Consider the following 24,904-nt stretch of genomic DNA (forward strand, 5'->3'; position numbering starts at 1 on the left):
ATCTAGACCTCAGCCATTCTGGCCAACGGTAGCGACGATGGTGACCTGCTTGTTGTCCGGAATTTCCTGGTAGGCCAGCACACTCATGTTCGGTGCCGCCATCCGCGCGAAGCGGGACATCATCCCGCGGATCGCACCGGCCACCAGCAGCACCACTGGCTTACCCATCATTTCCTGACGCTGCGCCGCCTCGACGAGGGAACGCTGCAGTTTTTCAGCCATGCCAGGCTCGAGGAACATGCCGTCCTCGGCGCCTTGACCGGCCTTCTGCATACTACTTAGCAACATCTGTTCCAACCTTGGCTCAAGGGTGATAACAGGCAGCTCAGGCTCCATTCCAACGATGTTCTGGACGATTGCGCGGGACAGCGCGACCCGCACGGCACCGGCGATGGCGGCGGGATCTTGACTCCGCGGACCGACGTTGGCGATGGCTTCGGCGATGGTGCGGATGTCGCGGACCGGAACCTGCTCCTGCAGCAGCTGCTGGAGGATCTTGAGCAGGGTCGACAGCGAGACGATGCCGGGTACCAGCTCCTCGGCCAGCTTGGGCGAACTCTTGGCCAGCACCTGCAGCAGTTGCTGGACTTCCTCGTGGCCAATCAGCTCGTGGGCGTGCTTGAAGAGGATCTGGTTGAGGTGAGTGGCGACCACGGTGCTGGCGTCGACCACGGTGTAGCCGAGGGACTGGGCCTGGTCGCGCTGGGTGACGTCGATCCAGACGGCTTCCAGACCGAATGCCGGATCCTTGGCGGCGACGCCGTTGAGGGTGCCATAGACCTGGCCCGGGTTGATGGCCAGTTCGCGGTCGGGATAGATCTCGGCCTCGGCGACGCTGACCCCCATGAGCGTCAGGCGATAGGCGTTGGGCAGCAGGTCCAGGTTGTCGCGGATATGCACCGACGGCATGAGGAAGCCGAGGTCCTGGGACAGCTTCTTGCGGACACCCTTGATCCGCGCCAGCAGCTGGCCACCCTGGTTGCGGTCGACCATGGGGATCAGGCGGTAGCCGACTTCCAGACCGACCATGTCCACTGGGGTCACGTCGTCCCAACCCAGCTCCTTGGCCTCGGCCGGACGCTGCACCGGCGCCAGCTCCTGCTGCTTCTTGGCTTCCACCTCGGCGGTCTGCTTGGCCTGGCGCTGACGCTTGTAGATCATCCAGGCGCCAGCGGCAGCGCCGCCACCCAGGCCGAGGAACGGCAGGTGCGGCATGCCCGGCACCAGGCCCATGGCGATGATGATGAAGGCGGACACCGCCAGCGCCTTGGGCGAGGCGAACATCTGCCGGTTCACCTGCTGGCCCATGTCCTCGGCGGAGGACACCCGGGTGACCATGATGGCGGCGGCCACTGACAGCAGCAGGGAGGGGACCTGGGCGACCAGGCCGTCACCGATGGTCAGCAGGGCGTAGATGCGCGCGGCGTCGCCGAACGGCAGGCCGTGCTGGGCCATGCCGATGGCCATGCCGCCGATGAGGTTGATGAAAAGGATCAAGAGGCCGGCGATGGCGTCACCGCGGACGAACTTGCTGGCACCGTCCATGGAGCCGTAGAAATCGGCCTCCTGGCCCACTTCGGTCCGGCGCTTCTTGGCTTCGGCCTGGTCGATGATGCCGGCATTGAGGTCGGCGTCGATGGCCATCTGCTTGCCGGGCATGGCGTCCAGGGTGAAACGGGCCGAGACCTCGGAGATCCGGCCGGCACCCTTGGTCACCACCACGAAGTTGATGATCATGAGGATGGCGAACACCACCGCACCGACCACGTAGTTGCCGCCGACTACCACCTCACCGAAGGCCTGGATGACCTTGCCCGCGGCATCGTGGCCGTCCTGGCCGTGCAGCAGCACCACGCGGCTGGAAGCCACGTTGAGCGCCAGGCGCAGCAGGGTCGACACCAGCAGGATGGTCGGGAAGACGGCGAAATCCAGCGGCCGCAGGGCATAGACGCTGACCAGCAGGACCACGATCGACAGGGCGATGTTGAAGGTGAACAGCACGTCCAGCAGGAACGGCGGCATCGGCAGGGTCATCATGGCGAGCATCGCCAGGACGGCCAGCGGCACGCCCAGGTTGCCGCGAGCCAGACCGCGCATGTTGCCCATCATCAGGGATTTGTCGACTTTCACACCCATTCCTCGCGTGGCGGCGCGGTCATCACGGAAAGTTGACGCAGCGCACTGTTCGCAGGGGCTTGAGCAAGCTCCGGGCCAACTGCCCAACACCTTGAATCAGCGAGGTTTTCCACGGGGCGCTACAGGACTGGTAACGGATGGCTCGCAGCGTTCGCTGAACCGCGCGGGAAGGACGCGGGTCTGTCTAGGATCCGCGCTAGCGCGCCTATCCGAGGAACATCACCATGAAGATCTGGACCGCGACGCTGTTGGCCACCTGCCTGGCCGGTACTGCCCAGGCGGCTGAATCCCTGACCATTCCCATGAACAAGATCTCGACCGACGGCGTGGGCGAAAGCGTCGGCAGCGTCCAGGTGACCCGCTCCAAGTACGGCCTGGTGTTCACGCCCGAGCTCAAGGGCCTGGAACCCGGCATCCACGGCTTCCATGTGCATACCAAGCCCAACTGCGGCCCGGCCGAGGTGGATGGCAAGGCGACCGCCGGGGGCGCCGCGGGCGGCCACCTCGATCCGCGCAACACCGGCAAGCACAGCGCGCCCTGGTCGGACGATGGCCACCTGGGGGAATTGCCGGCCCTGTACGTGACGGCCGATGGCCAGGCGACCCAACCGGTGCTGGCGCCGCGGCTGAAGCGCCTCGAAGAACTCAAGGGCCATGCCCTGATGATCCACGCCGGCGGCGACAACTACGCCGACCAGCCCAAGCCCCTGGGCGGTGGCGGCGCCCGCATCGTCTGCGGCGTCATCAAGTAGAGGCCTTGCCCTGCTCGTCCCGCCGCAGGTCCTGCGGGATGGGCAGGTCGGCGAGCTTGGGCTTGCGACCGCGTCCGGCGCGGAATTGCCGGAGCTGGTAGACGTAGGCGAGGACCTGGGCCACCGCCACATAGAGACCGGCGGGAATTTCCTGGTCCACGTCGGTGGAGTAGTACACCGCCCGCGCCAGGCCGGGCGACTCCAGCAGCGAGACCTGATGCTCCTGGGCGATCTCGCGAATCTTCAGGGCGGTGAAGTCGCTGCCCTTGGCCACCAGCACCGGCGCGCCGCCCTTGGCCGCATCGTATTTCAGCGCCACGGCGAAGTGGGTCGGGTTGGTGATGACCACATCGGCGTTAGGCACCTCCGCCATCATCCGCCGCTGGGCCATCTGCCGCTGCATCTGGCGGATCTTGCCCTTGACCTCCGGCTTGCCCTCGCTGTCCTTGTACTCGTCCTTGATCTCCTGCTTGGTCATCATCAGCTTCTTGCGGTTGCTGAAGATCTGGAAGGGAACGTCGATGGCGGCGATGATCAGCAGGCCGAAGGCCAGCAACAGGGTGGCATGGCCGACCACCTGGATGCTGTGCAGCAGCGCCTGCTCCACCGGCAGCTTGGCGATCTGCAGCAGGGCCGTGCGCTCGCTCATCAGCACCAGCACCGACACGCCGAGGATGATGAAGAACTTGCCCAGGGCCTTGAGCAGCTCCACCAGGGAGTTCTTGGAAAACATCCGGGTGATGCCGGACAGCGGATTCATCCGGCTCGCCTTGGGCGCCAGGACCTTGCTGGAAAACAGGAAGCCGCCCAGGGCGATGTGGCCGACGATGGCCGCGATCACCACCAGGGCGATCATCGGCAGCATGCCCAGCATCGCCGCCTTGCCCGAGGCCAGCAGGAAGGTGCCCATGAAGCGCTCGTCCATCGCCTCTTCCCGGCGGAGCGAGAAATTGGCGCGCATCACTTCCAGCAGCTTGCCGCCGAGGAAGGCGCCATACATCAGCAGGCCGCCCACTCCCGCGAGCATGACCGCCACGGTACCAAGTTCGCGCGAGCGCGGGAGCTGCCCCTCCTCCCGCGACTCACGCTTGCGTTTCTCAGTTGGGTCTTCTGTCCGGTCTTCGCCATCGGATTCAGCCATGCGGCATACCTCCTAGCGGGCTCGAGCGAGTTCGCGCAGCCACTGCAGCGCCTCGCTGGCGAGACTTTCATAGTGGGAGAGGATGTCGGCGGTGCCGAGCCAGACGATGACCATACCCAGCACCACGATCAGCGGCATGCCGACGGAAAAGATGTTCAGCTGCGGCGCGGCGCGGGTCATGATGCCGAAAGCGATGTTGACCACTAGCAGCGCGGTGATCGCCGGCAATACCAGCAGGATGCCCGCCCCTATGACCCAGCCCAGGCGCCCCGCCAGCTGGCGGAAGTGCTCGACGCTCAGGGTGTCGCCCACCGGCAGGGTGACGAAGCTTTCGGCGAGGATCTCGAACACCACCAGGTGACCGTTCATGGCGAGGAACAGCAGGGTCACCAGCATGGTGAAGAACTGCCCCATCACCGGCGCCGAAGCACCGTTGACCGGGTCGATCATGGACGCGAAGCTCAGGCCGGCCTGGGTCGAGATGATCTGCCCGGCTACCACGAAGACATGGAAGAACAGCTGCAGGCTGAAGCCCATCACCGCGCCGATGAGGATCTGCTCGACGATCAGCGGCAGGGCCTGGACGCTGATGGCGTCCACCTGCGGCATGGGCGGCAGCGTGGGGACCAGCACCAGGCTGAGCGCCAGCGCCAGGTACATCCGCACCCGCACCGGGACCAGGGTGGTGCCGATGATCGGCATGGTCATCAGCAGCGCGGCGATGCGAAACAGCGGAAACAGGAAGCTGCCGACCCAGCCGCCGATCTGGGCGTCGCTGAGCGCGAGCATGGGCTAGCCGATCAGCCGCGGGATGTTGGCGACCGAGGTCTGGATGAACTCCATCAGCTGCCTGACCATCCAGGGCCCCAGGACAATCAGCGTCAAGAGGGTGACGATCAGGCGTGGCAGGAAGCTCAGGGTCTGCTCGTTGATCTGGGTCGCGGCCTGGAACACCGCCACGATCAGGCCGACGATCAGGCTCGGCACCACCAGCACCGCCACCAGCAGGGCGGTGAGCCAGAGACCCTGGCGGAACAGATCGACGGCGACTTCAGGGGTCATTGCGCTTCTCCACGCTTAGGGGCACCGCTAGACGGTGCCGAAGCTGCTGGCCAGGGTGCCCATGATCAGCGCCCAGCCATCCACCAGCACGAATAGCATCAGCTTGAACGGCAGGGAGATGATCATCGGCGACAGCATCATCATGCCCATGGCCATCAGCACGCTGGCGATCACCAGGTCGATGACCAGGAAGGGAATGAAGATCATGAAGCCGATCTGGAAGGCGGTCTTGAGCTCGGAGGTGACGAAGGCCGGTACCAGGATCGACAGCGGCGCCTGGTCGGGACTGGCGATGTCGGTGCGCTTGGACAGCCGCATGAACAGGTCCAGGTCCGATTGCCGGGTCTGCCCCAGCATGAAGTCCTTCATCGGCACCTGGGCGCGGTCGATGGCGTCTTGGGCGCTGAGCTGCTCGTTCAGGTAGGGCTGCACGGCGGTGGTGTTGATGCGGTCGAACACCGGCGCCATGATGAACAGCGACAGGAACAGCGCCATGCCCACCAGCACCTGGTTGGACGGCGTGGTCTGCAGGCCCAGCGCCTGGCGCAGGATGGCGAAGACGATGACGATTCGGGTGAAGCTGGTCATCAGCATGACGAACGCCGGGATGAAGCTCAGCGCCGTCATGATCAGCAGGATCTGCAGGCTGACCGAATACTCCTGCTGGCCCTGGGCGTTGGTGCTCAGGGTGATGGCCGGCACCGACAGCGGATTGCCCTGCCCGGCCTGCTGCGCCAGCGCCAGGGGCGCGAACAGCAGCACGGCCAGCCCCAGCAGCCAGCCCAGGTTACGTCCCAGGCCAGCCGGTAGACGCGAAAGGGTCATGGCTTCGCCTTGGGGTCGCGGCTGATGAGTTCCAGCAGCCGCTGGGCGAATTCCGGCGGCGGCGTCTCCGTCTCGCCCAGCCGTACCGGCTCGCGCAGGGTGTGCAGCGGCGTGATGCGGCCGCCGGCGACGCCGATCAGCAGCTGCTCCTGGCCGACCTGGACCAGCACCAGGCGCTCGCGCGGTCCCAGGTGCTGGGTCGAGATCACCTTGATCGCCTGCTGGCCGCGCGGGCCCTGCTGCTGCACGCGGCGCACCAGCCAGGCCAGGCCGAGGATCAGGCCGATTACCAGCAGCAGGCCCAGCAGCAACTGCCCGAGCTGGGCCCCTACATCCAGCCCCGGGCTGGTGGCTTCGGCAGCGCGCGCGGTCAGGGGCAGGAGACCCAGCGGCAGGAGCAGACTCTTCATGGATCACCGCAGCTTCTTGATACGTTCCGTAGGACTGATGACGTCGGTCAGCCGGATCCCGAATTTCTCGTTCACCACCACCACCTCACCGTGGGCGATCAGCGTACCATTGACCAGCACGTCCAGCGGCTCGCCAGCCAGACGGTCGAGCTCGATCACCGAGCCCTGGTTGAGTTGCAGCAGGTTGCGGATGGAGATGTCGGTATGGCCCACCTCCATGGAGATGGTCACCGGGATGTCCAGGATCACATCCAGGTTGGGCCCTTCCATGCCGCTCACCGCTAACCCCCCACTGCTCTGACCAAATTCTTCCACCGGCGCCTTGGGCGGCTTGGGGGCTTCCATCTGGGTGCCCTGCGCCATCAAGGCGTCGATGTCGTCCTGGCTGGCATCGCCGGCCTCGACCAGGGCCGCGGCCCATTCGTCCGCCAGGGCTTGTTCTTCGGGGTTGTCTGCCATCGTCTGGGTCTCGTGCTACGCCGGGCCTCGGCCCGGGCGGGAAAACGGTGGTCGCTCAGCGGCTGCGGCTGACCGGTTCGAGGATCTGCAGGGCCAGGTTGCCCTTGCGCGCCCCCATCTTGACCTTGAAGGTCGGCATGCCATTGGCCCTCATCAGCATCTCCTCCGGCATCTCCACCGGAATCACATCGCCGGGCTGCATGTTGAGGATATCGCGGAGTTTGAGTTGGCGCCGGACAACCGTCGCCTCCAGGGGCACCCGGACGTCGAGCAGGTCTTCGCGCAGGGCCTTGACCCAGCGTTCGTCCTGGTCGTCCACGTCCGACTGGAAACCGGCGTCGAGCATCTCGCGGATCGGTTCGATCATCGAATAGGGCATGGTCACGTGCAGCTCACCGCCGCCGCCGTCCAATTCGATGTTGAAGGTGCTCACTACCACCACTTCGCTGGGGCTGACGATATTGGCCAGCGCCGGGTTGACCTCGGAGTTCATGTACTCGAACTGGCAGTCGAGCATGGCGCCCCAGGCTTCCTTGAGGTCGATGAAGCACTGGTCCAGCACCATGCGCACCACGCGCAACTCGGTGGGGGTAAATTCGCGGCCTTCGATCTTGGCGTGGCGACCGTCGCCACCGAAGAAGTTGTCCACCAGCTTGAACACCAGCCGGGCGTCGAGGATAAACAGCGCGGTCCCGCGCAACGGCTTCATCTTGACCATGTTGAGGCTGGTGGGCACGTACAGCGAATGGATGTACTCGCCGAACTTGGTGACCTGCACGCCGCCCACGGACACGTCCGCCGAGCGCCGCAGCAGGTTGAACATGCTCACCCGAGTATAGCGGGCGAAGCGCTCGTTGATCATCTCCAGGGTCGGCATGCGCCCGCGGACGATACGATCCTGGCTGGTGAGGTCGTAGCCCTTGATGGTGCCCGGCTCGGCATCGGTCTCGGTCTCGACGATGCCATCGTCGACCCCGTGCAGCAGGGCATCGATTTCATCCTGGGAGAGCAGATCTTGCACGGCCATGGCGTTTCCTATTGCAGGACGAGGTTGGTGAACAATACCTGTTCGATGGCCGTCTGGCCGGTCAGTTTCTTCGCCAGCTCCTGAACCTTGCTGGTCGCCTGCTGGCGCAGCATTTCCTTGCCGACCGGGGTGAGCAGGCTATTGAAGTCCTGCCCGGAGAAGAGCATGACCAGTTGGTTGCGGACCTGGGGCAGTTGCGCCTTGAGCGCATCCATCTGCGCCTGGTCGCGGCCCATCAGGGTGACCGTCACCTGCATGTAGCGCTGGCGCCCCTCAGCGTTGTAGTTGACCACGAAGGCCGGCACCAGCGCCTGATAGACCGCCGCCAGGTGCACCGGCGCCGCCGGCGCGGCCGCGGCCGCGTGTTCCGGGTCGGCGCCCTTCTTGCCGAGTAGGAACCAGGTCGCGCCCACCGAGGCGCCGATGACCAGCAGCAGGGCCACGACGATGATGATGATGAGCTTGAGCTTGCCTTTGCCCTTGCCTTCCGCGGCGGCACCCTCTGCCGCGGGCGCCTGCTTCTTCGCCATAAATGCTCGACCGAATCCTGTGCCAGGCGTCACCCTCGCTGAGTGACGCAGCTAACCTATTGATACGAAGGGGATATAGCAGGTACAGCCAGGACTGTCACCTGGCGCCCGGCGACTTGGCGCCTCAGGCGTAGTAGTCGACCAGGCTGCGTGCCGCCAAGCTGGTGGCGCCACGGGTTTCCGCCACATTGGCCACCGGCTCCTCTTCGCTACCCCCGGCGACGCCGCCACGTCCCCGCCGCGAGCCCTCCTGCTGGGAGCCCTGCTGCGCCTGCTGCCAGCCCTGGCCGGACGACTGGTCGGAGACGTTGACGTTGGCCAGGTTCATGCCCTGCTGGGCGAAGAGCTCGCGCAACCGCTGACTGCCGTTGTCCAGGGCCTCCCGGACGTCGGCATGGGGACTGGCGAAGGTGACCTGGGTCTGGTCCTGGGTCATGTCGATGCGGACCTCCAGCTTGCCCAGCTGCGCCGGTTCCATCTGGATGTCGGCGGTCTTGAGGTTCTGGCTGGACATCCACATGACCTTGTCCACCACCGCCTCGCTGAAATTGCCGGCCTGGGGATTGAGGGCCTGGCCAGGCGCCGTGGCGGTGACCGGGCGGGCGGTTGCCGCCGGAGTACTGAGGGCCTGCGACAGGGCGGTGAGCTTGTCGGCGAAGGCCTCGCTCTTGCTCGGCACGGCGGCGTCCTTGGCGTCGCCCGCATCCAGGGTCGAGACCAGGGCCGCGCTGGCAGCCTGTTCGGCACCGGGCACGGGGGCGCCATCGCCCGGCAGCAGGCCTTGCAGCTGGGTCGCCGCCAGGTTGTTGGCGGCGTTGCCCGCCTTGCCGGCCTCGCCCTGGCCGGGTGGTAGCTGGCCGAGCAGTTGCGCAAGACCATCGGCCTGAGCCGCCTGGTCACCGGGCTGGGCCGGGGTGGCCGAAACGCCAGTGGCGACACCGGCGGTGGCCTGGGTGCCGCCGGCGACCGCCGTGCCCAGCAGCGTGGCCGGGTCGAGGGCGGGCGTACCAGTGCTGGTGACCGACCCGGCCGTCGTCGCGGTAGCGGGCGCCGGCGCTGCCGTTGCAGGTGTCGCCGGCGGCGGGAATTGCCCGGTCATACCGAGCAGGAACAGGGGATCCAATGCCGCGGTGGCGGGCTGCTGAGCGTCCTCGCCCGCGGCCACCGGCAAGGTCTTGCCGGTATCGTCGGCAGCGGTTGCCGGCGGCTGATCGCTCGTTGCCACCGTATCCGTCGATGACTTGGTGTCCGAGTTACGGTCATCATCGGCGGAACGCTTGACGTGCTCGTCGCCGTCCCGGGACCGCGCGTAGTCGCTCTTGCGCGCCTGGCTCGGCGCCTTGGCCTCGCTGGTCTCACGCGGTTTCTCGCTACGCGCCGTCTCCCGGGGCTGCTCCTGGGCGAAGACGTCGGCGAACCGCTCCTGCGCGGCTGGGCGATCCTGCGCGGACGGTGTCTTGACGGTGCCCCGGCCAGTGGTGACGGCGGAGGTCGTGGTGTTCAACAGGAAATCGGGCACGACGGCCATGGAATGCTCCGAATGACGGGTTTTCCGATACCTAGCAAGTTGCGCGCCAGTCGAAACCGCCAGGGCTTTGACGAGGATTCAGGAGGCGTACCGCTGGCGCTCCACCTTGAACAGAATGCGGACGACGGCGAATTCGCGCTCCATGGCGGACACGCCCATGGCCAGCTCGGCCGTGGCTGCCCGGCGGCGCGCGCCCTCCTCCACGTCCCGGCACAATTCCGCCAGCGGCATGGCGCCCATGTTGCCGGCGGAGCCCTTGAAACTATGTGCCAGTTGGCGAACCTGCTCGGCATCGTTGGCGATCACGCTGCGCTTGAGGTCGGCGAGTCGCTCCTCGCAGTCGAGGAGGAAGGTATCGATGAGACCGGGATACTCCTCTTCCATGCAGTCGCGCAGGGCGGCGAGGGTTTCCGGATCGAGATGCGAAGAAAACATCGAAGCTCTCACTGACGACGGGGCGAAGGGTGGCATCCGCCAGCCAAGGACCTAGAGATAAGCTGAGCGCGCCCGCTGGGCATACTCGTCCATCTGCTTCTGCTCGCGCTTGTCCTCGACCAGGCGCTGCTCCTGCTTGTAGCGCTCGACCAGCTTACGCAGGCCTTCGAGTCGGGCGTAGCGCTCCTGCCACTGCGTCCGCGCCTTGGTCACCACGTCCCGGTGCCACTGGGCATTGCGCTCCTGCTGACCGATGGCTTCTTCGAGCTGGCTGAGAAAGCGCTGGTAGCCGATCAGCCACTGCCCGGTGACGCCGCGGCTGCCGTTGGTCACCAGCCGCTGCTGATAGTCTTCGCGGTAGCGCTGCAGCTCGCCCAGCTTGAATTCGGCCTGGGCCAGTTGCTGCTGGCACTGTCCCAGACGCTGGGCGGCGTCGCGCTCCTCGCGCTCGCTCATCTCCACCACCGGCCCCAGACGTTCGGCTCTGCCCTTCATGATCTATCAGCCTCCCAATACGGCTTGGAGATTGGCGGCGCTCTGCTCCAGCGACTCGCTCTCGCGCAGGCCCTGGCGCAGGAACTGCTGCATCGGGGCGTAGCGGGCGATCGCCAGATCGGTTTCGGCGTTCCCGCCGGGTACATAGGCGCCGACGCTGAGCAGGTCCTTGGCCTGTTGGTAGAGCGACCAGAGCTGCTTGACGCGCTGGGCGTTGCGCAGGTGCTCCGGGCTGACCACCTGGGGCATCACGCGGCTGATGGACGCCTCGATGTCGATCGCCGGATAGTGGCCTTCCTCGGCCAGACGCCGCGACAGCACGAAGTGACCATCCAGCACGCCCCGCGCCGAGTCGGCGATGGGGTCCTGCTGATCGTCGCCTTCCGAGAGCACAGTATAGAACGCGGTGATCGAACCCCCGCCCTTTTCTGCATTGCCGGCCCGTTCCACCAGTCGCGGCAGCTTGGCGAACACCGACGGCGGATAGCCCTTGGTAGCCGGTGGCTCGCCGATGGCCAGGGCGATCTCCCGCTGGGCCTGGGCATAGCGGGTCAGGGAATCCATCAGCAACAGGACGTTCTTGCCCTTGTCGCGGAAGTATTCGGCGATACGGGTGCAGTACATGGCCGCGCGCAGGCGCAGCAGGGGCGCATCGTCCGCCGGCGAAGCCACCACCACGGCCCGCTTGATGCCCTCCTCGCCGAGGATGTGCTCGATGAATTCCTTCACCTCGCGACCCCGCTCGCCGATCAGCCCGACGACGATGATCTCGGCCTTGGTCAGGCGGGTCATCATGCCGAGCAGCACGCTCTTGCCCACGCCGGTACCGGCGAACAGGCCGAGGCGCTGGCCACGACCCACCGTCAACAAACCGTTGATGCTGCGGATACCCACGTCCAGCGGCTCGCTGATGGGTTCGCGCTTGAGCGGGTTGATGGTCGGCCCATCCATCGGCACCCAGTCTTCGGCGCGCATGCGGCCCTTGCCGTCCAGCGCATTGCCCAGGCCATCCAGCACCCGTCCGAGCATCGACATGCCCATCGGCAGGCGGCCAGTGTCCGGCACGGGGACGACGCGAGCGCCGGGCGCGATGCCGGCTAGGCTGCCCACCGGCATGAGAAAGGTCTTGTTGCCGTTGAAGCCCATCACCTCGGCTTCGACTTCCACCGGCTGGTAGCCACCGCCATTGATCAACCGGCAACGACTGCCCACCGCCGCCCGCAGCCCTTCAGCCTCCAGGGTCAGGCCGACCATGCGCAGCAGGCGGCCTTCGATCACCGGCTGCTGTTCGACGCGGATGGCTTCATCGTAGCCGCCGAGACGGCGTTCGAAACTCAGACGCTCAAGACGCATGGGGGGCATCCTCGATATCGATGTGCAGATCGGCTTCCTGCGGCTGGGTCGCCTGGTGACGCTGCTGCTCGGCCAGTTGCGTCAAGGCCTGGGTCAGCCGGGTCTCGATGCTGGCGTCGATGACGCTGCTTTCGGTCTCGATCCGGCAACCACCGGGCATCAGTGTCTCGTCTTCGAGGATACGCCACTTTTCCTCGTGGCGATCACGCAGGGCCTTCATCAGTTCGAAGTCCTGCGGGCTGACCTGGATCCGGATGTTCTCGGCGCCCATGGGCAGCAGCTTCAGCGCGGTGCGCACCACCTGCCCCAGCTGGCTGGAGTCCAGCGTCAGTTCGCGCTGGATGACCTCGCGGGTGATGTGGCGGACCAGTTGCACCATGCCGGCCTCCAGCGCCTGGTCCTGTTCGCCGATGGGATCGAGCAGATGGCTCATCAGGGTTTCCAGGCTGGCCAGCCGGGCGGTCAGGGCCGCCTCGGCCTCCTGGCGCGCCTTGAGCTGGCCGGCGTGGTAGCCGTCGCGCTCGCCGGTGACGAAGCCTTCGTTGTAGGCCTCCTGGCGGATCGCTTCCAGCTCTTCGAGGGTGATCGGCTGGACCTCTTCGACCGGTACCTCTTCGATCTGGGGTTCCGGCTGGGGCTCGGGCTCGACAGCGGCGGGCGCAGCCACCACTTCGGGCTCGTCGAAGCTGTCGAAGGCTGGCAGTCGCCAGACATCGAAGGCTTCCAGGTCCCGCGCCCTGATCAGTTCGCTCGCCGCTTCTTTGCTCATTACCTGTCCGTCAGAAAACCGCTACTGACCAGACCTTAGCAAAGCACAGGCCAATCCCTGCAAGCCGTCAGACCATTTCCTCGCCGCCCTTGCCGCCGAGCACGATCTCGCCGGCATCGGCCATGCGCCGGGCCACGGCCAGCACCTCTTTCTGCGCGCCCTCGACTTCCGACAGCCGGACCGGGCCCTTGGCTTCCAGGTCATCGCGCAGCAGCTCGGCCGCGCGCTTGGACATGTTGCGGAAGAACTTCTCCTTGATGCCCTCGTCGGCGCCCTTGAGCGCCAGCACCAGCACATCGGAGGACACCTCGCGCAGCAGGGCCTGGATGCCACGGTCGTCGACGTCGGCCAGGTTGTCGAAGACGAACATCAGGTCCTCGATCTGTCCCGACAAATCCTGGTCCGCGTCGCGGATCGCATCCATCAGCGGGCCTTCGACCGAGCTGTCCAGGTAGTTCATGATGTCGGCCGCGCGCTTGACGCCGCCCAGGGCGGTACGGGTGGTGCTGGCGCTGCCGGAGAACTGCTTCTCCAGGATCAGGTTCAGCTCCTTGAGCGCCGCCGGCTGCACGGTGTTCAGCGAGGAGACGCGCAGAACAATGTCCAGCCGCACCTTGTGATCGAAGTGCCCGAGCACCTCGGCCGCCTGGTCCGGATCCAGGTAGGCCACCACGATGGCCTGGATCTGCGGGTGCTCGTAGCGGATCACGTCCGCCACCGCCCGCGGTTCCATCCACTTCAGGCTGTCCAGGCCGCTGGTATTGCCACCCAGCAGGATCCGGTCGATTAGGCCACTGGCCTTGTCCTCGCCCAGGGCCTGAGTCAGCATCTTGCGGATGTAGCCATCGGCGCCGACACCCAGGCTGGTCTGGTCGCCCACCACTTCGATGAAGTCGCCCAGCACCCGCTCGACCTGCTCACGGTTGACGTTACGCATCTGGGCCATGGCGGTACCGACCTTCTGCACTTCCTTGGGCCCCATGTGGCGCAGGATCTGCGCGGCATCGGCCTCACCCAGCGACAGGAGGAAGATCGCGGCCTTCTCGACCTTGGAAAGTTGCGCGTCATTCGTCGCCATTGATCCAATCCTTCACTACCTGGGCGACACGGCCCGGATCATCGTTGACCAGCTGCTTGATGGCGGTCAGTTGAGCGTCATAACCCTCGCTGGGGCTGGGCAGCAACAGCGGCGCCGGACCGGCCAGGCTCACCTTGTCGTCGGCCAGATCGTCCGACAGCCCATCCAGACCACCCGCGCCCAGGGCACCGGCGCCACCGGCAGCGGCCAGGGCCGCGGCGTCCTTGCTGTTGCCGCCCGACAGGTTCTTCAGGACCGGGCGCAGTACCCCGAAGACTAGCACCAGGATGAAGAGTACACCGAGGGCCTGCTTGACCACGCCCCAGAACCAGGACTGCTGATAGAAGGGAATGCTCTCGATCTCCTCCGGCTGAACCGGTGCGAAGGGCGCGTTGATCACGCTCACGCTGTCGCCACGGCTGGCATCGAAGCCCACTGCATCCTGCACCAGGCGGGTGAAGCGCGCCAGGTCTTCGGTGGTCCAGGGCTGGTGGCTCAGCTTGCCGGTGGCATCGACCTTGACCTGATCGTCCAGTACCACGGCGACGGAAAGTCGACGTAGCCGGCCCTGCTGTTGCCGGGTATAGCTGATGCTGCGGTCCAGCTCATAGTTACGGGTGTTCTGTTCACGCTTGTCGGTCGGGTACGGCAGGGTCGCCGGCAGACTGGTCTTGCTGTCGTAGATGTACTGGTCGTTGGCGTCGCGCAGCGGCTGGCCAGGCGCGATGTAGTTGCTGCCACCCCCCTGGGCGCCAGCCTTTTCCGGCGTCGAGGACGGTCCGGGCGGCTGGTTCGACAGCGCGCCCGGCACACCCTGGGCACCACCGCCGGAGGTCTGGCGCTGCTCGCTGTTCTGCTGCTCGCTGCGCAGGGCCGGCTGATCGGGATTGAATTGCTCCGAGGTCGACTCGACGGCATTGAAGTCCACGTCGGCGGCCACTTCGGCCTTGAAGCGACCACTGCCCACCACCGGCTGCATGATGTTCTGCACGCGCTGGGTCAGGGAGCCTTCCATCTTGCGGGTGTAGTCGAGTTGCTTGCCAGCGATGGACAGCTCGGACAGGTTCTGCTGGTCGGACAGCAGCTGGCCCTTCTGGTCGACGATGGTGACCTGGGACTTGTCCAGCTCCGGCACGCTGGTGGCGACCAGATTGATGATGGCCATGACCTGGCCGGCGTCCAGGGTACGGCCGGGGTACATCTCGACCAGTACCGAGGCGCTCGGCTTGCGCTCGTCACGGACGAACACCGAACTCTTCGGGATCGCCAGGTGCACCCGGGCACCCTTGATGTTGTTGAGGCTGGAGATGGTACGGGCCAGCTCGCCTTCCAGGCTGCGCCGATAGTTGGCGGCTTCCATGAACTGGCTGGTACCCAGCGGCTGCTCCTTGTCCAGCAACTCGAAGCCGACGTTGCCGTCGGCAGGCGTGATGCCGGCAGCCGCCATCTTCATGCGGGCCCGGCCGAGGTCGTCGGCCTTGACCAGCAGGGCGCCGGAATTGGGGTCGACCTTGTAGCCGATGTCCGCCGCGCCCAGGGCCTGCAGCACCTGGTTGGCGTCCAGGCCGGTCATGCTGGTGTACAGCGGGCGATAATCCGGCTGCTGGGTCCAGAGCACCACGGCGAAACCCAGGGCGACACTGGCCGCCAGGCCGACCAGCAGGCCCAGCTGACGCAGCAGCGGCATGTCGGAGAGATTGTCGAGGAAGCTGAGGCCCAGCAGCGACTTCTTGGGCTTGTCTTCGGCCTCGGGTTTGGTCGTGGGGACGGGGGCGTTGGTAAGAGCGTCAGCCATGGTCTAGACCGTCCTCAAATCGACATTTGCATGATGTCTTGGTACGCCTGCACGAACTTGTTGCGTACCTGGGTCAAGGCCTGCACGGAGACGCTGGCCTTCTGGGAAGCGATCATGACTTGGGTGAGGTCGACGCCGCCCTGCCCGAGCTCGAAGGCCTTGGCCATCTCGCCAGCGGTCTGCTGGGTCTCGTTGACCGAGCCAACGGCCTTGCTGAGCATGTCGGCAAAGCTCGGGCCCTGGACCTGCTCCGCACCGGCAGCGGGTGCAACCACGGCTTTCGACCGGGCCATGGCTTCGGTCTGCATGGAACGCATTTCCAGCATCAACCGATTGAACTCGACACCTTGAACCATTTGCTCTGCTCCTCTGGTACGGGAAATTGACGCCGTACCCGCTCGTGCCAGAGATAGAGCAATGCCTGTGCCAGAACTGGAAAGTCCTGTTAAAACAGTTGGTTAGGAAGTCGCGAAGGCGGCAGGCTAAAGTTTCGCGACATTCAGTCGACCGTCAGCAGGGCGCGGTTGCGTTGCAGCAAGGCCTTGCCGATGCCCTTGACCTCGAGCAACTCATCCACCGACGCGAAGGCGCCATGGGTCTGGCGGTGGTCGACGATGGCTTGGGCCTTGACCGCTCCTATGCCCCGCAACCGTTGCAGCGCGGTGACGTCGGCGACGTTGATGTTCAGCGGTGCTTGGTCGGCGCTCGCCGCCGATTTGGCGGCCAGGCTCAAGGTGGGTTCGCAGGCGCTGGCCCAGGGACTGAGCACGGCCAGCAGCACGAACATCCAGACGAATCTCATCGCGGAACCTCCCTGTTCCACCCTTGGATTCGGCCAGCTTATCGCGCCCGATCAGGCTGTCAACTCACCAGGGACCCGGCCGGTTCGCGCTCGGTCCTGAGCGCCAGCAGCGTCTGGCGCACGCCCTGGCGCCAGTCGCTCGCCGCTATGCCGAAGCATTGCTCCAGCGCGCTGGAATCCAGCATGGAATACGCCGGGCGCTTGGCCAGCGTGGGGAATTCGGAGGTGGCGATTCCGGTGATCAGCGGCGCCCGCTCCAGCATGCCCAGCTCCTGGCCGGCATCGATGATATAGCGGGCGAATTCGCACCAGCTGAGGCCGCTGTCGCCGCCGAAATGATAGAGACCATAGGCCGTCTGCGCGGGCTGGGCCTGGGCCTGGGCAGCGATCTGCAGCAAGGCATCGGCGATATGGCCGGCGTAGGTCGGACAACCCACCTGGTCGCTCACCACGCGCAACTCGTCGCGATCCGCCGCGAGACGCAGCATGGTCTTGAGGAAGTTGTTGCAGTGCTCGCTGAATACCCAGGCGGTTCTCAGCACCACGGCTCGCGGGCAGGCGGCCAGCACCCGGTTCTCCCCTTCGAGCTTGGTCATCCCGTACACACCGGAAGGACTGACCGGGTCTTCGACCCGGTAAGGCGTCGTCGCCGTCCCGTCGAACACATAGTCGGTGGACAGGTGCAGCAGGGCGATACCGGCGGCGCCGCAGGCCTGGGCAAGGACCGCCGGGCCTTCGATATTGCCACGCGCGGCGATCTCCGGCTCCTGCTCGGCCTTGTCGACCGCCGTGTAGGCGGCCGCGTTGATCACGACGTCAGGTGCGAACCGCTCGAGATGGCTGGTTACCGAGCCTTCGTCAGCGATATCCAGAGTGGCACGTCCATGGGCCTCCCATGCCAGTTCTGAACGCTGAAGACGGTCGGTCAGACAGCGTCCGACCTGACCGTTAGCTCCGGTAACCAGTATCTTCATCTATACAGCTCCGCCAATCGAAGTCCTTGTGCATCTTTGGCGGACAGGATGGGATCCTTGACCCGCCAGTCGATATTCAGATCCGGATCATTCCAGATCAGGGACCCTTCATCAGAGGGATCGTAATAATCTGTGCACTTGTATTCAAAATCAGCGGTGTCGGACAGCACCACGAAGCCATGGGCCAGGCCTGGCGGTATCCAGAGCTGGCGCTTGTTGTCTTCCGAGAGGATCTCGGCCACCACGTTGCCGAAGGTGGGCGAGTCCCGGCGGATGTCGACCGCCACGTCCAGCACTTCGCCGCGAACCACGCGGACCAGCTTGCCTTGCGGCTTGCTGCGCTGGAAATGCAGCCCGCGCAGCACGTTGCGCGCGGAACGCGAGTGGTTGTCCTGGACGAACGGCAGGGTGATTCCCACCTGCTGGGCGTAGCGATCCGCCTGGAAGGACTCGAGGAAGAAGCCGCGGTCGTCACCGAAGACCTTGGGTTCGATCAGCTTGACGTCCGGGATCGCGGTTTCGATGACCTGCATCAGTCCTGCTCCTTACACAGCCGCGCCAGGTACTGGCCGTAGCCGGTCTTGCTCAGGGCCTCGGCCTGCAGGGCCATCTGCTCGCAGGTGATCCAGCCTTTCTGGAAGGCGATCTCTTCGAGACAGGCCACCTTCAGGCCCTGGCGCTTCTCGATGGTCTGCACGAAATGCCCGGCTTCCAGCAATGCATCGTGGGTACCGGTATCCAGCCAGGCGAAACCACGACCCAGCAGGGAAACGTTCAGCGAGCCGCGGCGCAGGTACTCGTTGTTGACGTCGGTGATTTCCAGCTCGCCGCGGGGCGACGGCTTGATGTTGGCGGCGATGTCCAGCACGTCGTTGTCGTAGAAGTACAGACCGGTGACGGCGTAGTTGGACTTCGGCTTCTTGGGCTTCTCCTCGATGCTCAGGGCCTTGCCCTGTTCGTCGAACTCGACCACGCCGAAGCGCTCGGGATCGGCGACGTAGTAGCCGAAGACGGTGGCGCCTTGCTCCAGGCTCGCGGCCTTGAGCAGCGTCTCGCTGAAGTGCTGGCCGTAGAAGATGTTGTCGCCCAGGACCAGGCAGACGTTGTCATCACCGACGAATTCGCGGCCGATGATGAAGGCCTGGGCCAGGCCGTCCGGACTGGGCTGCTCGGCATAGCTCAGCTGGATGCCAAACTGGCTGCCGTCGCCCAGCATGCGCTGGAAGCCAGGCAGATCGGCCGGCGTCGAGATGATCAGCACCTCGCGGATACCGGCCAGCATCAGCACGGACAGCGGATAGTAGATCATGGGTTTGTCGTAGATCGGCAGCGATTGCTTGGATACGCCCAGGGTAATGGGGTGCAAACGAGTACCGGATCCACCGGCCAGCAGGATTCCCTTGTAGTTGCTCATGGCAAGCGTCCCTCTGAAAATTGACTGTTGCTGTCGGTCGGACACGCCCCAGGGGCGCGTCCTCGATAGGATCGTTAAACGGCTTCGCCGAGACGCTCGAGGCGATAGGCACCGGACAGTACCCGCTGCCACCACTCACGATTGTTCAGGTACCAGGTTACCGTCTTGCGCATGCCGGTTTCGAAGGTCTCCGCCGGCGTCCAGCCCAGCTCGCGGCCGATCTTGCTGGCGTCGATGGCGTACCTCATGTCGTGACCGGGGCGATCCTTGACGAAGGTGATCAGGTCGCGATAGTGCTCGACGCCCGCAGGCTTCTCCGGGGCCAGCTCTTCCAGCAGGTCGCAGATGGTCTCGACGACCTGCAGGTTACGCTTCTCGTTGTGCCCGCCGATGTTGTAGGTCTCGCCGACCTCGCCCTGGGTCACCACGGTGTAGAGGGCACGGGCATGGTCCTCGACGAACAGCCAGTCACGCACCTGGGAGCCATCGCCATAGATCGGCAGCGGCTTGCCATGGATGGCATTGAGGATGACGTGGGGGATCAGCTTCTCGGGGAAGTGATAGGGACCGTAGTTGTTCGAGCAGTTGGTCACCAGCACCGGCAGGCCGTAGGTGCGGCCCCAGGCGCGCACCAGGTGATCGCTGCCCGCCTTGCTCGCCGAATAGGGCGAACTCGGCGAATAGGGGGTGGTTTCGGTGAAGAGGTCGTCGGTGCCGTGCAGGTCGCCGTACACCTCGTCGGTGGAAATGTGGTGGAAGCGGAAGGCGGCCTTGGCGTCCGGCGCCAGCGCGTTCCAGTAGGCACGGGTCACTTCCAGGATGACGCCGGTGCCGACCACGTTGGTCTGGATGAAGGCGGCAGGGCCTTCGATGGAGCGGTCCACATGGGACTCGGCAGCCAGGTGCATGACCACATCGGGCTGGAAGGACGCGAACACCTGTTGCAGGGCAGCGAAGTCGCAGATGTCCACCTGGTGGAACTCGTAGCGCTCGGAGTCCGCGACCTCGGCCAGCGAGTCCACGTTACCGGCATACGTCAGCTTGTCGACGTTGGCGACCTTGCATTGGGTTTCGTTGATAAGAAAACGTACCACGGCGGAACCAATGAAACCCGCGCCACCCGTTACCAGTACCTTCATCCTGAATCCTGCCTATATCGATTTGCACATCATCGCGCCCAGCGCTGCGGGCGCGACATCGGAGGACGGCGCAGCCATCCCTGGCTTAGGTGGCAGCCATAGCTATCCACCCAAAGACCTGAGTTAAACAGTGACAGGAAAGGAAAGTTCAGCCTAGTGGCAGGTGGCTGCCGCTTCTGTGCTCGGCTTCAAATCCAGGCTGAAAGAAAGCGCGGACGGGATCACTCGATGGATCTCTTGCCGTGCAGCCAGTCGACGATGTCGCCCTCTGGCGAATAGCCGGCAACGGTGTCGCGCAGCAGCTGTCGGACGCGCAGGTAATCACCCGCCTCTATCGCTCGGCTGAGTTCGACGAGGGCGCTGCGGAAGATTTCCCAGGCGAGAAAGTCTTCGCTGGCGCGCATGATCTTGGGATGGGAGGTCGGGCTCACGTCGTCACCGATGAGCAATTCCTCATAGAGCTTCTCGCCGGGCCGCAGGCCGGTGAACTCGATGGCGACGTCGCCGTGGGGATTGGCCGGCGAGCGTACGCTCAGGCCCGAGAGCTTGATCATCTGCTCGGCCAGTTCGACGATGCGCACCGGTTCACCCATGTCGAGCACGAAGACATCACCACCCTCGCCCATCGCCCCCGCCTGGATCACCAGTTGCGCCGCCTCGGTGATGGTCATGAAGAATCGGGTGATCTTGGGATGGGTGACGGTGACCGGCCCACCCTTGCGGATCTGGGTGCGGAACAGCGGGATCACAGAGCCGGACGAGCCCAGTACGTTGCCGAATCTCACCATGGTGAAGCGGGTCCGGTTGACCTGGTGAATGCCGTCCGCCTGGCCATGCAGCACGGGCGCCGCCTCGCGACTGAGGGCTTGCAGGATCATCTCGGCCAGGCGCTTGGTACTGCCCATGATATTGGTGGGCCGGACCGCCTTGTCGGTGGAGATCAGCACGAAACTGGTGACCCCGGCCTGGATGGCCGCCTGGGCGGCGTTGAGTGTCCCCAGCACATTGTTGCCGAAGCCCTCGGCGATGTTGTGCTCGACCATGGGCACGTGCTTGTACGCCGCCGCATGGTAGAGGGTCGCCACCTTCCAGTGGCGCATGACCTGCAGGAGCAGCGGCGCATTGCGGATGGAACCTAGCACCGGCACCAGGGTGACCGGTAGGGCTTCGCGCTGGATGTAGGCGTCCAACTCGCGATGGATACTGTAGAGATTGAATTCGGCATGATCGAGCAGGATCAGAGTGATCGGCTTCTGGCCGATGATCTGTCGGCACAGTTCGGCGCCGATGGAGCCCCCCGCCCCGGTCACCATGACCACCTGACCGGTGATGCAGCGGGCGAACAGTTCTGGCCTGGGCGTGACCGGATCGCGTCCCAGCAGGTCGGCGATGTCCACCTCCTGCAGGTCATCCACCTGGACCTTGCCGCAGGCCAGATCACTGATGCGCGGGACGGTCCTGACGTGCAGCGGATAGGGTTCCAGCAGGCCAAGCACCTCGCGGCGGCGCGCCCGGGTGGCCGAGGGAATGGCCAGCAGGATTTCCTCGGCCCCGGATTCGTCGATCATCTGCTGGATGTGCTTGGGGGTGTAGACCTTGAGTCCGGCGATGATGCGGTTGGCAATGCTCTTGTCATCGTCGATGAAGGCCACCGGACGCATGGCGCGCCCCATGCGCAGGGCCGCGACCAGTTGGTTGCCCGCCGAGCCGGCGCCGTAGATGGCTACCCGGGGCAACTCGTCCGGCTGCTTGATGAAAGGCACGGTGATGGCGCGATACCAGTCGCCGAGGAAGTACTGACGCAGCGCCAGGCGCAGGCCCCCGATCAGGATGAGGCTGACGATCCAGTAGTTGAAGATCATCGAGCGCGGCACGATCTCCGGCAGGTCGCGGTACCAGTAGATCACCACCGACAGCAGCAGCGTCGACAGCGTCACCGCCTTGGCGATGGCGATCAGCGCATCGTTGCCCAGATAGCGCATCACCGCGCGGTACATGCCGAAGCGAATGAACAGGGGAATGGCGATGGCCGGGGCCGTGAGGAACAGCCAGGCATGACCGCTGAACGGCTCGATCATCTGCACCGAGCCCAGCCGCAGATAGAACGCCAGCCACAGGGATGCCCAGATCAGCAGCAGGTCGACGGCAACCTGGATGATTCGCTTCGTACGCCGGTTCAGCTTGACCAGATGGTCACGCAACATATCAGTGTCCCTAATCCCTGAATCCGGTGGACTGCGCAGCCGTGGCTACCTCATCGGTCCCAGCGTGGTATCGAAGGGCCAGGCAAAGCAAGGGCCCGTAGGCGAGCAACAGTCCCAGTATGGCACCTAAACGGCCGAGGCCCACCAGTAAAGCGATAGGCAGTAGCCAGAGTCCATTGATGGCCAGTACCGCCAGGGTCACTGGCCGGTGGGCCCCATGGTGGCGGGAGGCCCATTGGTAGGCATGGGTCCGATGGGCTTCGTAGGGTTTCTTGCCACGGCTCAGCCGGCGCAGCAGCGTCCAGGTCGCGTCGACCACGAAGACACCCAGCAGGATCAGCCACGCCCAGAACAGCGCCAGATCGCTCAGCGCCGCCTGCAGTGACAGGATGCCGAGGACCAGCCCGAGAAAGCCGCTGCCCACGTCGCCCATGAAGATTCGTGCCGGGGGAAAATTCCACAGCAGGAAACCACTGACCGCCGCGGCCAGCAGCAGGGGCGCGGGCAGCAGATCGCCCTGGCCGCCGAGGGCATAGATCAGCGCCATGCCCAGGCAGACGCTCAACGCCTCGACGGCGGCGATCCCGTCGATGCCGTCCATGAAATTGTAGAGATTCAACAGCCAGACCAGATAGAGGACGCCCACCACCCCGATCAGCCAGCCCGGCAGCCCCAGCGCCGCGGCCAAGGCAGCGGGCAGGACCGCGTAGCCGCCGAGCCAGAGCAAGGCGCCTGCGGCCGCCAGGAAATGCCCGAGCAATCGCCAGCCGGCGCCGACGTGCCGGTGATCGTCGATGAACCCCAGCACCGCCACCAGCAGCCCCGCCCCTACCAACACGGCGCAGGAAGACGCGGCCAGCCATCCCAGCAGCTGCCAGGCCAGACAGCCGAGCACGAACACGACCACAATGGCCAGACCGCCACCCCGCGGCGTCGCCACCTGGTGAGAACTACGGGCGTTGGGCTCGTCGAGCAACCCGCCGGACAGCGCATAGCGCCTGATTCCCGCCGTGCCCAGCCAGCTGCAGCAGCCGGCGATAGCCAACAGGAGCAGCATCATCCGGCCGATCCTCGACGGGCGCGCCGGGCGCCCAAGGCGCGCAAGGCGACGCGCGCCGACAGCGGCGGCTGCCAGCCCAGCAGGGTCTTGGTGGGTCGGATATCGACCTGCAGCGAGCCGCAGAGCCGTTGGGCGACCTCGGCACGTCCCAGCAGCCGCGCCCCCCCTTCCAGCCATCTGGGCGGTATGGCGATCAGCCTGGCCTTGCGACCCAGGCCTTCGCCGAGCAGCTCGAGCAGCTCGGCGGTGGAGAGGTCTTCGTCGTCACTGGCGAGCAGGACGGCGCCGGCCGCCTGAGGCGCCGCGATGCACAAGGTCAGCAGGTCGAGCAGATTTTCCAAGGCGAGCAGGCTGCGCCGGTTCTCTCGGACGCCTCCCAGGGGCAGCGGTATGCCACGCGCCAGGGCATCCAGCAAGCGCGCCACGTTGGCCTTCACATCGGGGCCATAGATCAGCGGTGGCCGAACGATCACCACTTCCAGACCGGTCTCGGTCATGAGTGCCCGCAATTGCTGTTCGGCAGCCGCCTTCGAGCGCGCATAGGCGTCGGTCGGCCCAGGGGGATCCTCGGCACGGAACGGCTGGCCAGGCAGGGTCCAGTCGCCATTGACCTTGATGCTGCTGACGAAGATGAAACGGCGAACACCGGCCGCGGAGGCATCACGAGCCAGCTTGAGGGTAGCGGCCCGATTCACCTCGTCGTAGCGCCTGTCACTGGTCGCACCGGGCTCCTCGCCCAGCTGGTGCACTCGCGCGGCAAGATGGATGACGGTATCCACTCCCGCCAGTGCCGCGGTCCAGTCAGTGTCGGCGGCCAACTCACGGATCACCGTGGCGACCCCGGCAGCGCTCTCCCAGGCTGGGGCCTGCCGCTGCGCCGCCACCACCGGATGTCCCTTGGCTTGCAGGTGCCGGACCAGGGCCGCACCGACGAACCCTGTAGCTCCCGTCACCAGAATCTTGCGTTCCATCAAGCTATTGCGCCGTGCCTGTCAGCCAGAAATGGGGGCTTATGGTAAGACATTGCCTGGCAAGGGCCTAGCCACAGGAAACGCGGACATAAAAAAGCCCGCCGGGCATGAGCACGGCGGGCCGGAAAGCTGAGTGACTTACAGGGTCTTGGCAGACACCGGTACTTCGATGGGCTGGAAGCGAGCGGCCTGCTGAGCGACGTAGTGGCGCGAGAAGTTCTCGACGCGCTGTACGGGCTGCAGGAACAGGGCAACCATCCAGCTACCTGCCAGGGCGGCTACCGCCAGGAAGGGGTGTCCGAGTTGCATGCTGGTGAAGCAGGCGGCGATACCGATCCAGATGAAAAGATAATGGCGCATGACAACTTCCTCACTCGGAGTGGACTACGAGGTCACCCAAGACCTTATGTGAGCGAAGTCTCATACAAAAATCGGAACTCGTCTACAAAAATATCAAAAAGCCTTGACTTTTTTTGTAAACGTCAAAATACCGATAAAGAGGCTAGCGATAACGCTTTTTTGACGACTGCAGGCAGCACTAAAAG

27 protein-coding genes are annotated in these 24,904 nt (G+C 65.1%); 1 reads left to right on the top strand and 26 read right to left on the bottom strand.

Features of this window, described 5'->3' with window-relative positions; genetic code table 11:
• Positions 1 to 9: 9 nt before the first annotated feature.
• Positions 10 to 2,109 (bottom strand): flagellar biosynthesis protein FlhA, encoded by a 2,100-nt coding sequence (gene flhA / locus ACYJP6_RS18480; protein ID WP_260856124.1) that lies wholly within the window; start codon positions 2,107 to 2,109, stop codon positions 10 to 12.
• Positions 2,110 to 2,360: 251 nt separating this feature from the next.
• Between flhA and sodC the strand changes: the two genes are divergently transcribed.
• Entirely contained in the window at positions 2,361 to 2,888 is a 528-nt protein-coding gene (sodC, locus tag ACYJP6_RS18485; protein ID WP_459476602.1) for a superoxide dismutase [Cu-Zn] SodC, read from the top strand.
• Here the strand turns inward: sodC and flhB are convergent.
• From flhB to ACYJP6_RS18610, 25 genes are all read right to left on the bottom strand, one after another.
• On the bottom strand, positions 2,881 to 4,029 hold the full coding sequence (gene flhB / locus ACYJP6_RS18490) for a flagellar biosynthesis protein FlhB (protein ID WP_459476604.1): 1,149 nt from the start codon (positions 4,027 to 4,029) through the stop codon (positions 2,881 to 2,883). The genes sodC and flhB overlap by 8 nt on opposite strands.
• 12 nt (positions 4,030 to 4,041) lie before the next feature.
• Positions 4,042 to 4,818 (bottom strand): flagellar biosynthetic protein FliR, encoded by a 777-nt coding sequence (fliR, locus tag ACYJP6_RS18495; protein ID WP_145010131.1) that lies wholly within the window; start codon positions 4,816 to 4,818, stop codon positions 4,042 to 4,044.
• A gap of 3 nt (positions 4,819 to 4,821) precedes the next feature.
• Positions 4,822 to 5,091, bottom strand: coding sequence for a flagellar biosynthesis protein FliQ (gene fliQ / locus ACYJP6_RS18500; RefSeq protein WP_027597972.1), 270 nt, complete (start codon positions 5,089 to 5,091; stop codon positions 4,822 to 4,824).
• 27 nt (positions 5,092 to 5,118) lie between these two features.
• Complete coding sequence (fliP, locus tag ACYJP6_RS18505; RefSeq protein WP_459476607.1) at positions 5,119 to 5,916, bottom strand: flagellar type III secretion system pore protein FliP; 798 nt, start codon at positions 5,914 to 5,916, stop codon at positions 5,119 to 5,121.
• Positions 5,913 to 6,326 (bottom strand): flagellar biosynthetic protein FliO, encoded by a 414-nt coding sequence (fliO, locus tag ACYJP6_RS18510; protein WP_459476609.1) that lies wholly within the window; start codon positions 6,324 to 6,326, stop codon positions 5,913 to 5,915. The genes fliP and fliO overlap by 4 nt, the downstream gene beginning before the upstream one ends.
• A 3-nt stretch (positions 6,327 to 6,329) precedes the next feature.
• The gene (fliN, locus tag ACYJP6_RS18515) at positions 6,330 to 6,785 is read right to left on the bottom strand and encodes a flagellar motor switch protein FliN (RefSeq protein WP_459476611.1); all 456 of its coding nucleotides are present in this window, start codon (positions 6,783 to 6,785) and stop codon (positions 6,330 to 6,332) included.
• Between the two features lie 55 nt (positions 6,786 to 6,840).
• Positions 6,841 to 7,812 (bottom strand): flagellar motor switch protein FliM, encoded by a 972-nt coding sequence (gene fliM / locus ACYJP6_RS18520; RefSeq protein WP_145010143.1) that lies wholly within the window; start codon positions 7,810 to 7,812, stop codon positions 6,841 to 6,843.
• An 8-nt stretch (positions 7,813 to 7,820) separates the two neighbouring features.
• Positions 7,821 to 8,342, bottom strand: a complete 522-nt coding sequence (fliL, locus tag ACYJP6_RS18525) for a flagellar basal body-associated protein FliL (RefSeq protein WP_459476613.1) — start codon at positions 8,340 to 8,342, stop codon at positions 7,821 to 7,823.
• 124 nt (positions 8,343 to 8,466) lie between these two features.
• Positions 8,467 to 9,870: a flagellar hook-length control protein FliK gene (locus ACYJP6_RS18530; protein WP_459476615.1), complete on the bottom strand. Its 1,404-nt coding sequence runs from the start codon at positions 9,868 to 9,870 to the stop codon at positions 8,467 to 8,469.
• 78 nt (positions 9,871 to 9,948) lie between these two features.
• Positions 9,949 to 10,305, bottom strand: a complete 357-nt coding sequence (locus ACYJP6_RS18535; protein ID WP_459476617.1) for an Hpt domain-containing protein — start codon at positions 10,303 to 10,305, stop codon at positions 9,949 to 9,951.
• A 51-nt stretch (positions 10,306 to 10,356) separates the two neighbouring features.
• Complete coding sequence (fliJ, locus tag ACYJP6_RS18540; protein ID WP_459476619.1) at positions 10,357 to 10,800, bottom strand: flagellar export protein FliJ; 444 nt, start codon at positions 10,798 to 10,800, stop codon at positions 10,357 to 10,359.
• A gap of 6 nt (positions 10,801 to 10,806) precedes the next feature.
• Complete coding sequence (gene fliI, locus ACYJP6_RS18545) at positions 10,807 to 12,153, bottom strand: flagellar protein export ATPase FliI (protein WP_059315552.1); 1,347 nt, start codon at positions 12,151 to 12,153, stop codon at positions 10,807 to 10,809.
• Positions 12,143 to 12,922 carry a flagellar assembly protein FliH gene (gene fliH, locus ACYJP6_RS18550; RefSeq protein WP_459476621.1) on the bottom strand — a complete coding sequence of 260 codons (780 nt, stop codon included), beginning with the start codon at positions 12,920 to 12,922 and terminating at the stop codon, positions 12,143 to 12,145. The genes fliI and fliH overlap by 11 nt, the downstream gene beginning before the upstream one ends.
• Before the next feature lie 67 nt (positions 12,923 to 12,989).
• Positions 12,990 to 14,000 (bottom strand): flagellar motor switch protein FliG, encoded by a 1,011-nt coding sequence (fliG, locus tag ACYJP6_RS18555; RefSeq protein WP_459476623.1) that lies wholly within the window; start codon positions 13,998 to 14,000, stop codon positions 12,990 to 12,992.
• Positions 13,987 to 15,795 (bottom strand): flagellar basal-body MS-ring/collar protein FliF, encoded by a 1,809-nt coding sequence (gene fliF, locus ACYJP6_RS18560; RefSeq protein WP_459476625.1) that lies wholly within the window; start codon positions 15,793 to 15,795, stop codon positions 13,987 to 13,989. The genes fliG and fliF overlap by 14 nt, the downstream gene beginning before the upstream one ends.
• A gap of 14 nt (positions 15,796 to 15,809) precedes the next feature.
• A complete protein-coding gene (gene fliE / locus ACYJP6_RS18565) occupies positions 15,810 to 16,151 on the bottom strand; it encodes a flagellar hook-basal body complex protein FliE (protein WP_132832054.1) in 342 nt (113 codons plus the stop codon).
• Positions 16,152 to 16,294: 143 nt separating this feature from the next.
• On the bottom strand, positions 16,295 to 16,597 hold the full coding sequence (locus ACYJP6_RS18570) for a ComEA family DNA-binding protein (RefSeq protein ID WP_459476627.1): 303 nt from the start codon (positions 16,595 to 16,597) through the stop codon (positions 16,295 to 16,297).
• 59 nt (positions 16,598 to 16,656) lie between these two features.
• The gene (rfbD, locus tag ACYJP6_RS18575) at positions 16,657 to 17,571 is read right to left on the bottom strand and encodes a dTDP-4-dehydrorhamnose reductase (RefSeq protein WP_459476629.1); all 915 of its coding nucleotides are present in this window, start codon (positions 17,569 to 17,571) and stop codon (positions 16,657 to 16,659) included.
• Positions 17,568 to 18,104 (bottom strand): dTDP-4-dehydrorhamnose 3,5-epimerase, encoded by a 537-nt coding sequence (gene rfbC, locus ACYJP6_RS18580; protein WP_459476631.1) that lies wholly within the window; start codon positions 18,102 to 18,104, stop codon positions 17,568 to 17,570. Before rfbC ends, rfbD begins: the two co-directional genes overlap by 4 nt.
• Positions 18,104 to 18,985 carry a glucose-1-phosphate thymidylyltransferase RfbA gene (gene rfbA, locus ACYJP6_RS18585; protein ID WP_459476632.1) on the bottom strand — a complete coding sequence of 294 codons (882 nt, stop codon included), beginning with the start codon at positions 18,983 to 18,985 and terminating at the stop codon, positions 18,104 to 18,106. The genes rfbC and rfbA overlap by 1 nt, the downstream gene beginning before the upstream one ends.
• A 74-nt stretch (positions 18,986 to 19,059) precedes the next feature.
• Positions 19,060 to 20,124: a dTDP-glucose 4,6-dehydratase gene (rfbB, locus tag ACYJP6_RS18590; RefSeq protein ID WP_459476634.1), complete on the bottom strand. Its 1,065-nt coding sequence runs from the start codon at positions 20,122 to 20,124 to the stop codon at positions 19,060 to 19,062.
• Positions 20,125 to 20,345: 221 nt separating this feature from the next.
• On the bottom strand, positions 20,346 to 22,328 hold the full coding sequence (locus ACYJP6_RS18595; protein WP_459476636.1) for a polysaccharide biosynthesis protein: 1,983 nt from the start codon (positions 22,326 to 22,328) through the stop codon (positions 20,346 to 20,348).
• Positions 22,329 to 22,338: 10 nt separating this feature from the next.
• Complete coding sequence (locus tag ACYJP6_RS18600; RefSeq protein ID WP_459476880.1) at positions 22,339 to 23,385, bottom strand: MraY family glycosyltransferase; 1,047 nt, start codon at positions 23,383 to 23,385, stop codon at positions 22,339 to 22,341.
• A complete protein-coding gene (locus ACYJP6_RS18605) occupies positions 23,385 to 24,359 on the bottom strand; it encodes an NAD-dependent epimerase/dehydratase family protein (RefSeq protein ID WP_459476638.1) in 975 nt (324 codons plus the stop codon). Before ACYJP6_RS18605 ends, ACYJP6_RS18600 begins: the two co-directional genes overlap by 1 nt.
• Before the next feature lie 138 nt (positions 24,360 to 24,497).
• Positions 24,498 to 24,719: a hypothetical protein gene (locus ACYJP6_RS18610; protein ID WP_459476640.1), complete on the bottom strand. Its 222-nt coding sequence runs from the start codon at positions 24,717 to 24,719 to the stop codon at positions 24,498 to 24,500.
• Positions 24,720 to 24,904: the final 185 nt, after the last annotated feature.

This window comes from Pseudomonas sp. No.117, from assembly GCF_054558395.1.

What these genes read in the sequence shown, in the direction of transcription:
- ACYJP6_RS18535 (WP_459476617.1), bottom strand. Translation starts at nt 10,305, where the DNA reads ATGTTTTCTTCGCATCTCGATCCGGAAACCCTCGCCGCCCTGCGCGAC.
- fliM (WP_145010143.1), bottom strand. Translation starts at nt 7,812, where the DNA reads ATGGCCGTGCAAGATCTGCTCTCCCAGGATGAAATCGATGCCCTGCTG.
- flhA (WP_260856124.1), bottom strand. Translation starts at nt 2,109, where the DNA reads ATGATGGGCAACATGCGCGGTCTGGCTCGCGGCAACCTGGGCGTGCCG.
- flhB (WP_459476604.1), bottom strand. Translation starts at nt 4,029, where the DNA reads ATGGCTGAATCCGATGGCGAAGACCGGACAGAAGACCCAACTGAGAAA.
- rfbB (WP_459476634.1), bottom strand. Translation starts at nt 20,124, where the DNA reads ATGAAGGTACTGGTAACGGGTGGCGCGGGTTTCATTGGTTCCGCCGTG.
- fliH (WP_459476621.1), bottom strand. Translation starts at nt 12,922, where the DNA reads ATGAGCAAAGAAGCGGCGAGCGAACTGATCAGGGCGCGGGACCTGGAA.
- rfbA (WP_459476632.1), bottom strand. Translation starts at nt 18,985, where the DNA reads ATGAGCAACTACAAGGGAATCCTGCTGGCCGGTGGATCCGGTACTCGT.
- sodC (WP_459476602.1), top strand. Translation starts at nt 2,361, where the DNA reads ATGAAGATCTGGACCGCGACGCTGTTGGCCACCTGCCTGGCCGGTACT.
- fliN (WP_459476611.1), bottom strand. Translation starts at nt 6,785, where the DNA reads ATGGCAGACAACCCCGAAGAACAAGCCCTGGCGGACGAATGGGCCGCG.
- fliR (WP_145010131.1), bottom strand. Translation starts at nt 4,818, where the DNA reads ATGCTCGCGCTCAGCGACGCCCAGATCGGCGGCTGGGTCGGCAGCTTC.
- ACYJP6_RS18605 (WP_459476638.1), bottom strand. Translation starts at nt 24,359, where the DNA reads ATGGAACGCAAGATTCTGGTGACGGGAGCTACAGGGTTCGTCGGTGCG.
- fliQ (WP_027597972.1), bottom strand. Translation starts at nt 5,091, where the DNA reads ATGACCCCTGAAGTCGCCGTCGATCTGTTCCGCCAGGGTCTCTGGCTC.
- fliJ (WP_459476619.1), bottom strand. Translation starts at nt 10,800, where the DNA reads ATGAAGGGCAGAGCCGAACGTCTGGGGCCGGTGGTGGAGATGAGCGAG.
- fliI (WP_059315552.1), bottom strand. Translation starts at nt 12,153, where the DNA reads ATGCGTCTTGAGCGTCTGAGTTTCGAACGCCGTCTCGGCGGCTACGAT.
- ACYJP6_RS18600 (WP_459476880.1), bottom strand. Translation starts at nt 23,385, where the DNA reads ATGCTGCTCCTGTTGGCTATCGCCGGCTGCTGCAGCTGGCTGGGCACG.
- ACYJP6_RS18530 (WP_459476615.1), bottom strand. Translation starts at nt 9,870, where the DNA reads ATGGCCGTCGTGCCCGATTTCCTGTTGAACACCACGACCTCCGCCGTC.
- fliG (WP_459476623.1), bottom strand. Translation starts at nt 14,000, where the DNA reads ATGGCGACGAATGACGCGCAACTTTCCAAGGTCGAGAAGGCCGCGATC.
- ACYJP6_RS18610 (WP_459476640.1), bottom strand. Translation starts at nt 24,719, where the DNA reads ATGCGCCATTATCTTTTCATCTGGATCGGTATCGCCGCCTGCTTCACC.
- ACYJP6_RS18595 (WP_459476636.1), bottom strand. Translation starts at nt 22,328, where the DNA reads ATGTTGCGTGACCATCTGGTCAAGCTGAACCGGCGTACGAAGCGAATC.
- rfbC (WP_459476631.1), bottom strand. Translation starts at nt 18,104, where the DNA reads ATGCAGGTCATCGAAACCGCGATCCCGGACGTCAAGCTGATCGAACCC.
- rfbD (WP_459476629.1), bottom strand. Translation starts at nt 17,571, where the DNA reads ATGAAGATACTGGTTACCGGAGCTAACGGTCAGGTCGGACGCTGTCTG.
- fliF (WP_459476625.1), bottom strand. Translation starts at nt 15,795, where the DNA reads ATGGCTGACGCTCTTACCAACGCCCCCGTCCCCACGACCAAACCCGAG.
- ACYJP6_RS18570 (WP_459476627.1), bottom strand. Translation starts at nt 16,597, where the DNA reads ATGAGATTCGTCTGGATGTTCGTGCTGCTGGCCGTGCTCAGTCCCTGG.
- fliP (WP_459476607.1), bottom strand. Translation starts at nt 5,916, where the DNA reads ATGACCCTTTCGCGTCTACCGGCTGGCCTGGGACGTAACCTGGGCTGG.
- fliL (WP_459476613.1), bottom strand. Translation starts at nt 8,342, where the DNA reads ATGGCGAAGAAGCAGGCGCCCGCGGCAGAGGGTGCCGCCGCGGAAGGC.
- fliE (WP_132832054.1), bottom strand. Translation starts at nt 16,151, where the DNA reads ATGGTTCAAGGTGTCGAGTTCAATCGGTTGATGCTGGAAATGCGTTCC.
- fliO (WP_459476609.1), bottom strand. Translation starts at nt 6,326, where the DNA reads ATGAAGAGTCTGCTCCTGCCGCTGGGTCTCCTGCCCCTGACCGCGCGC.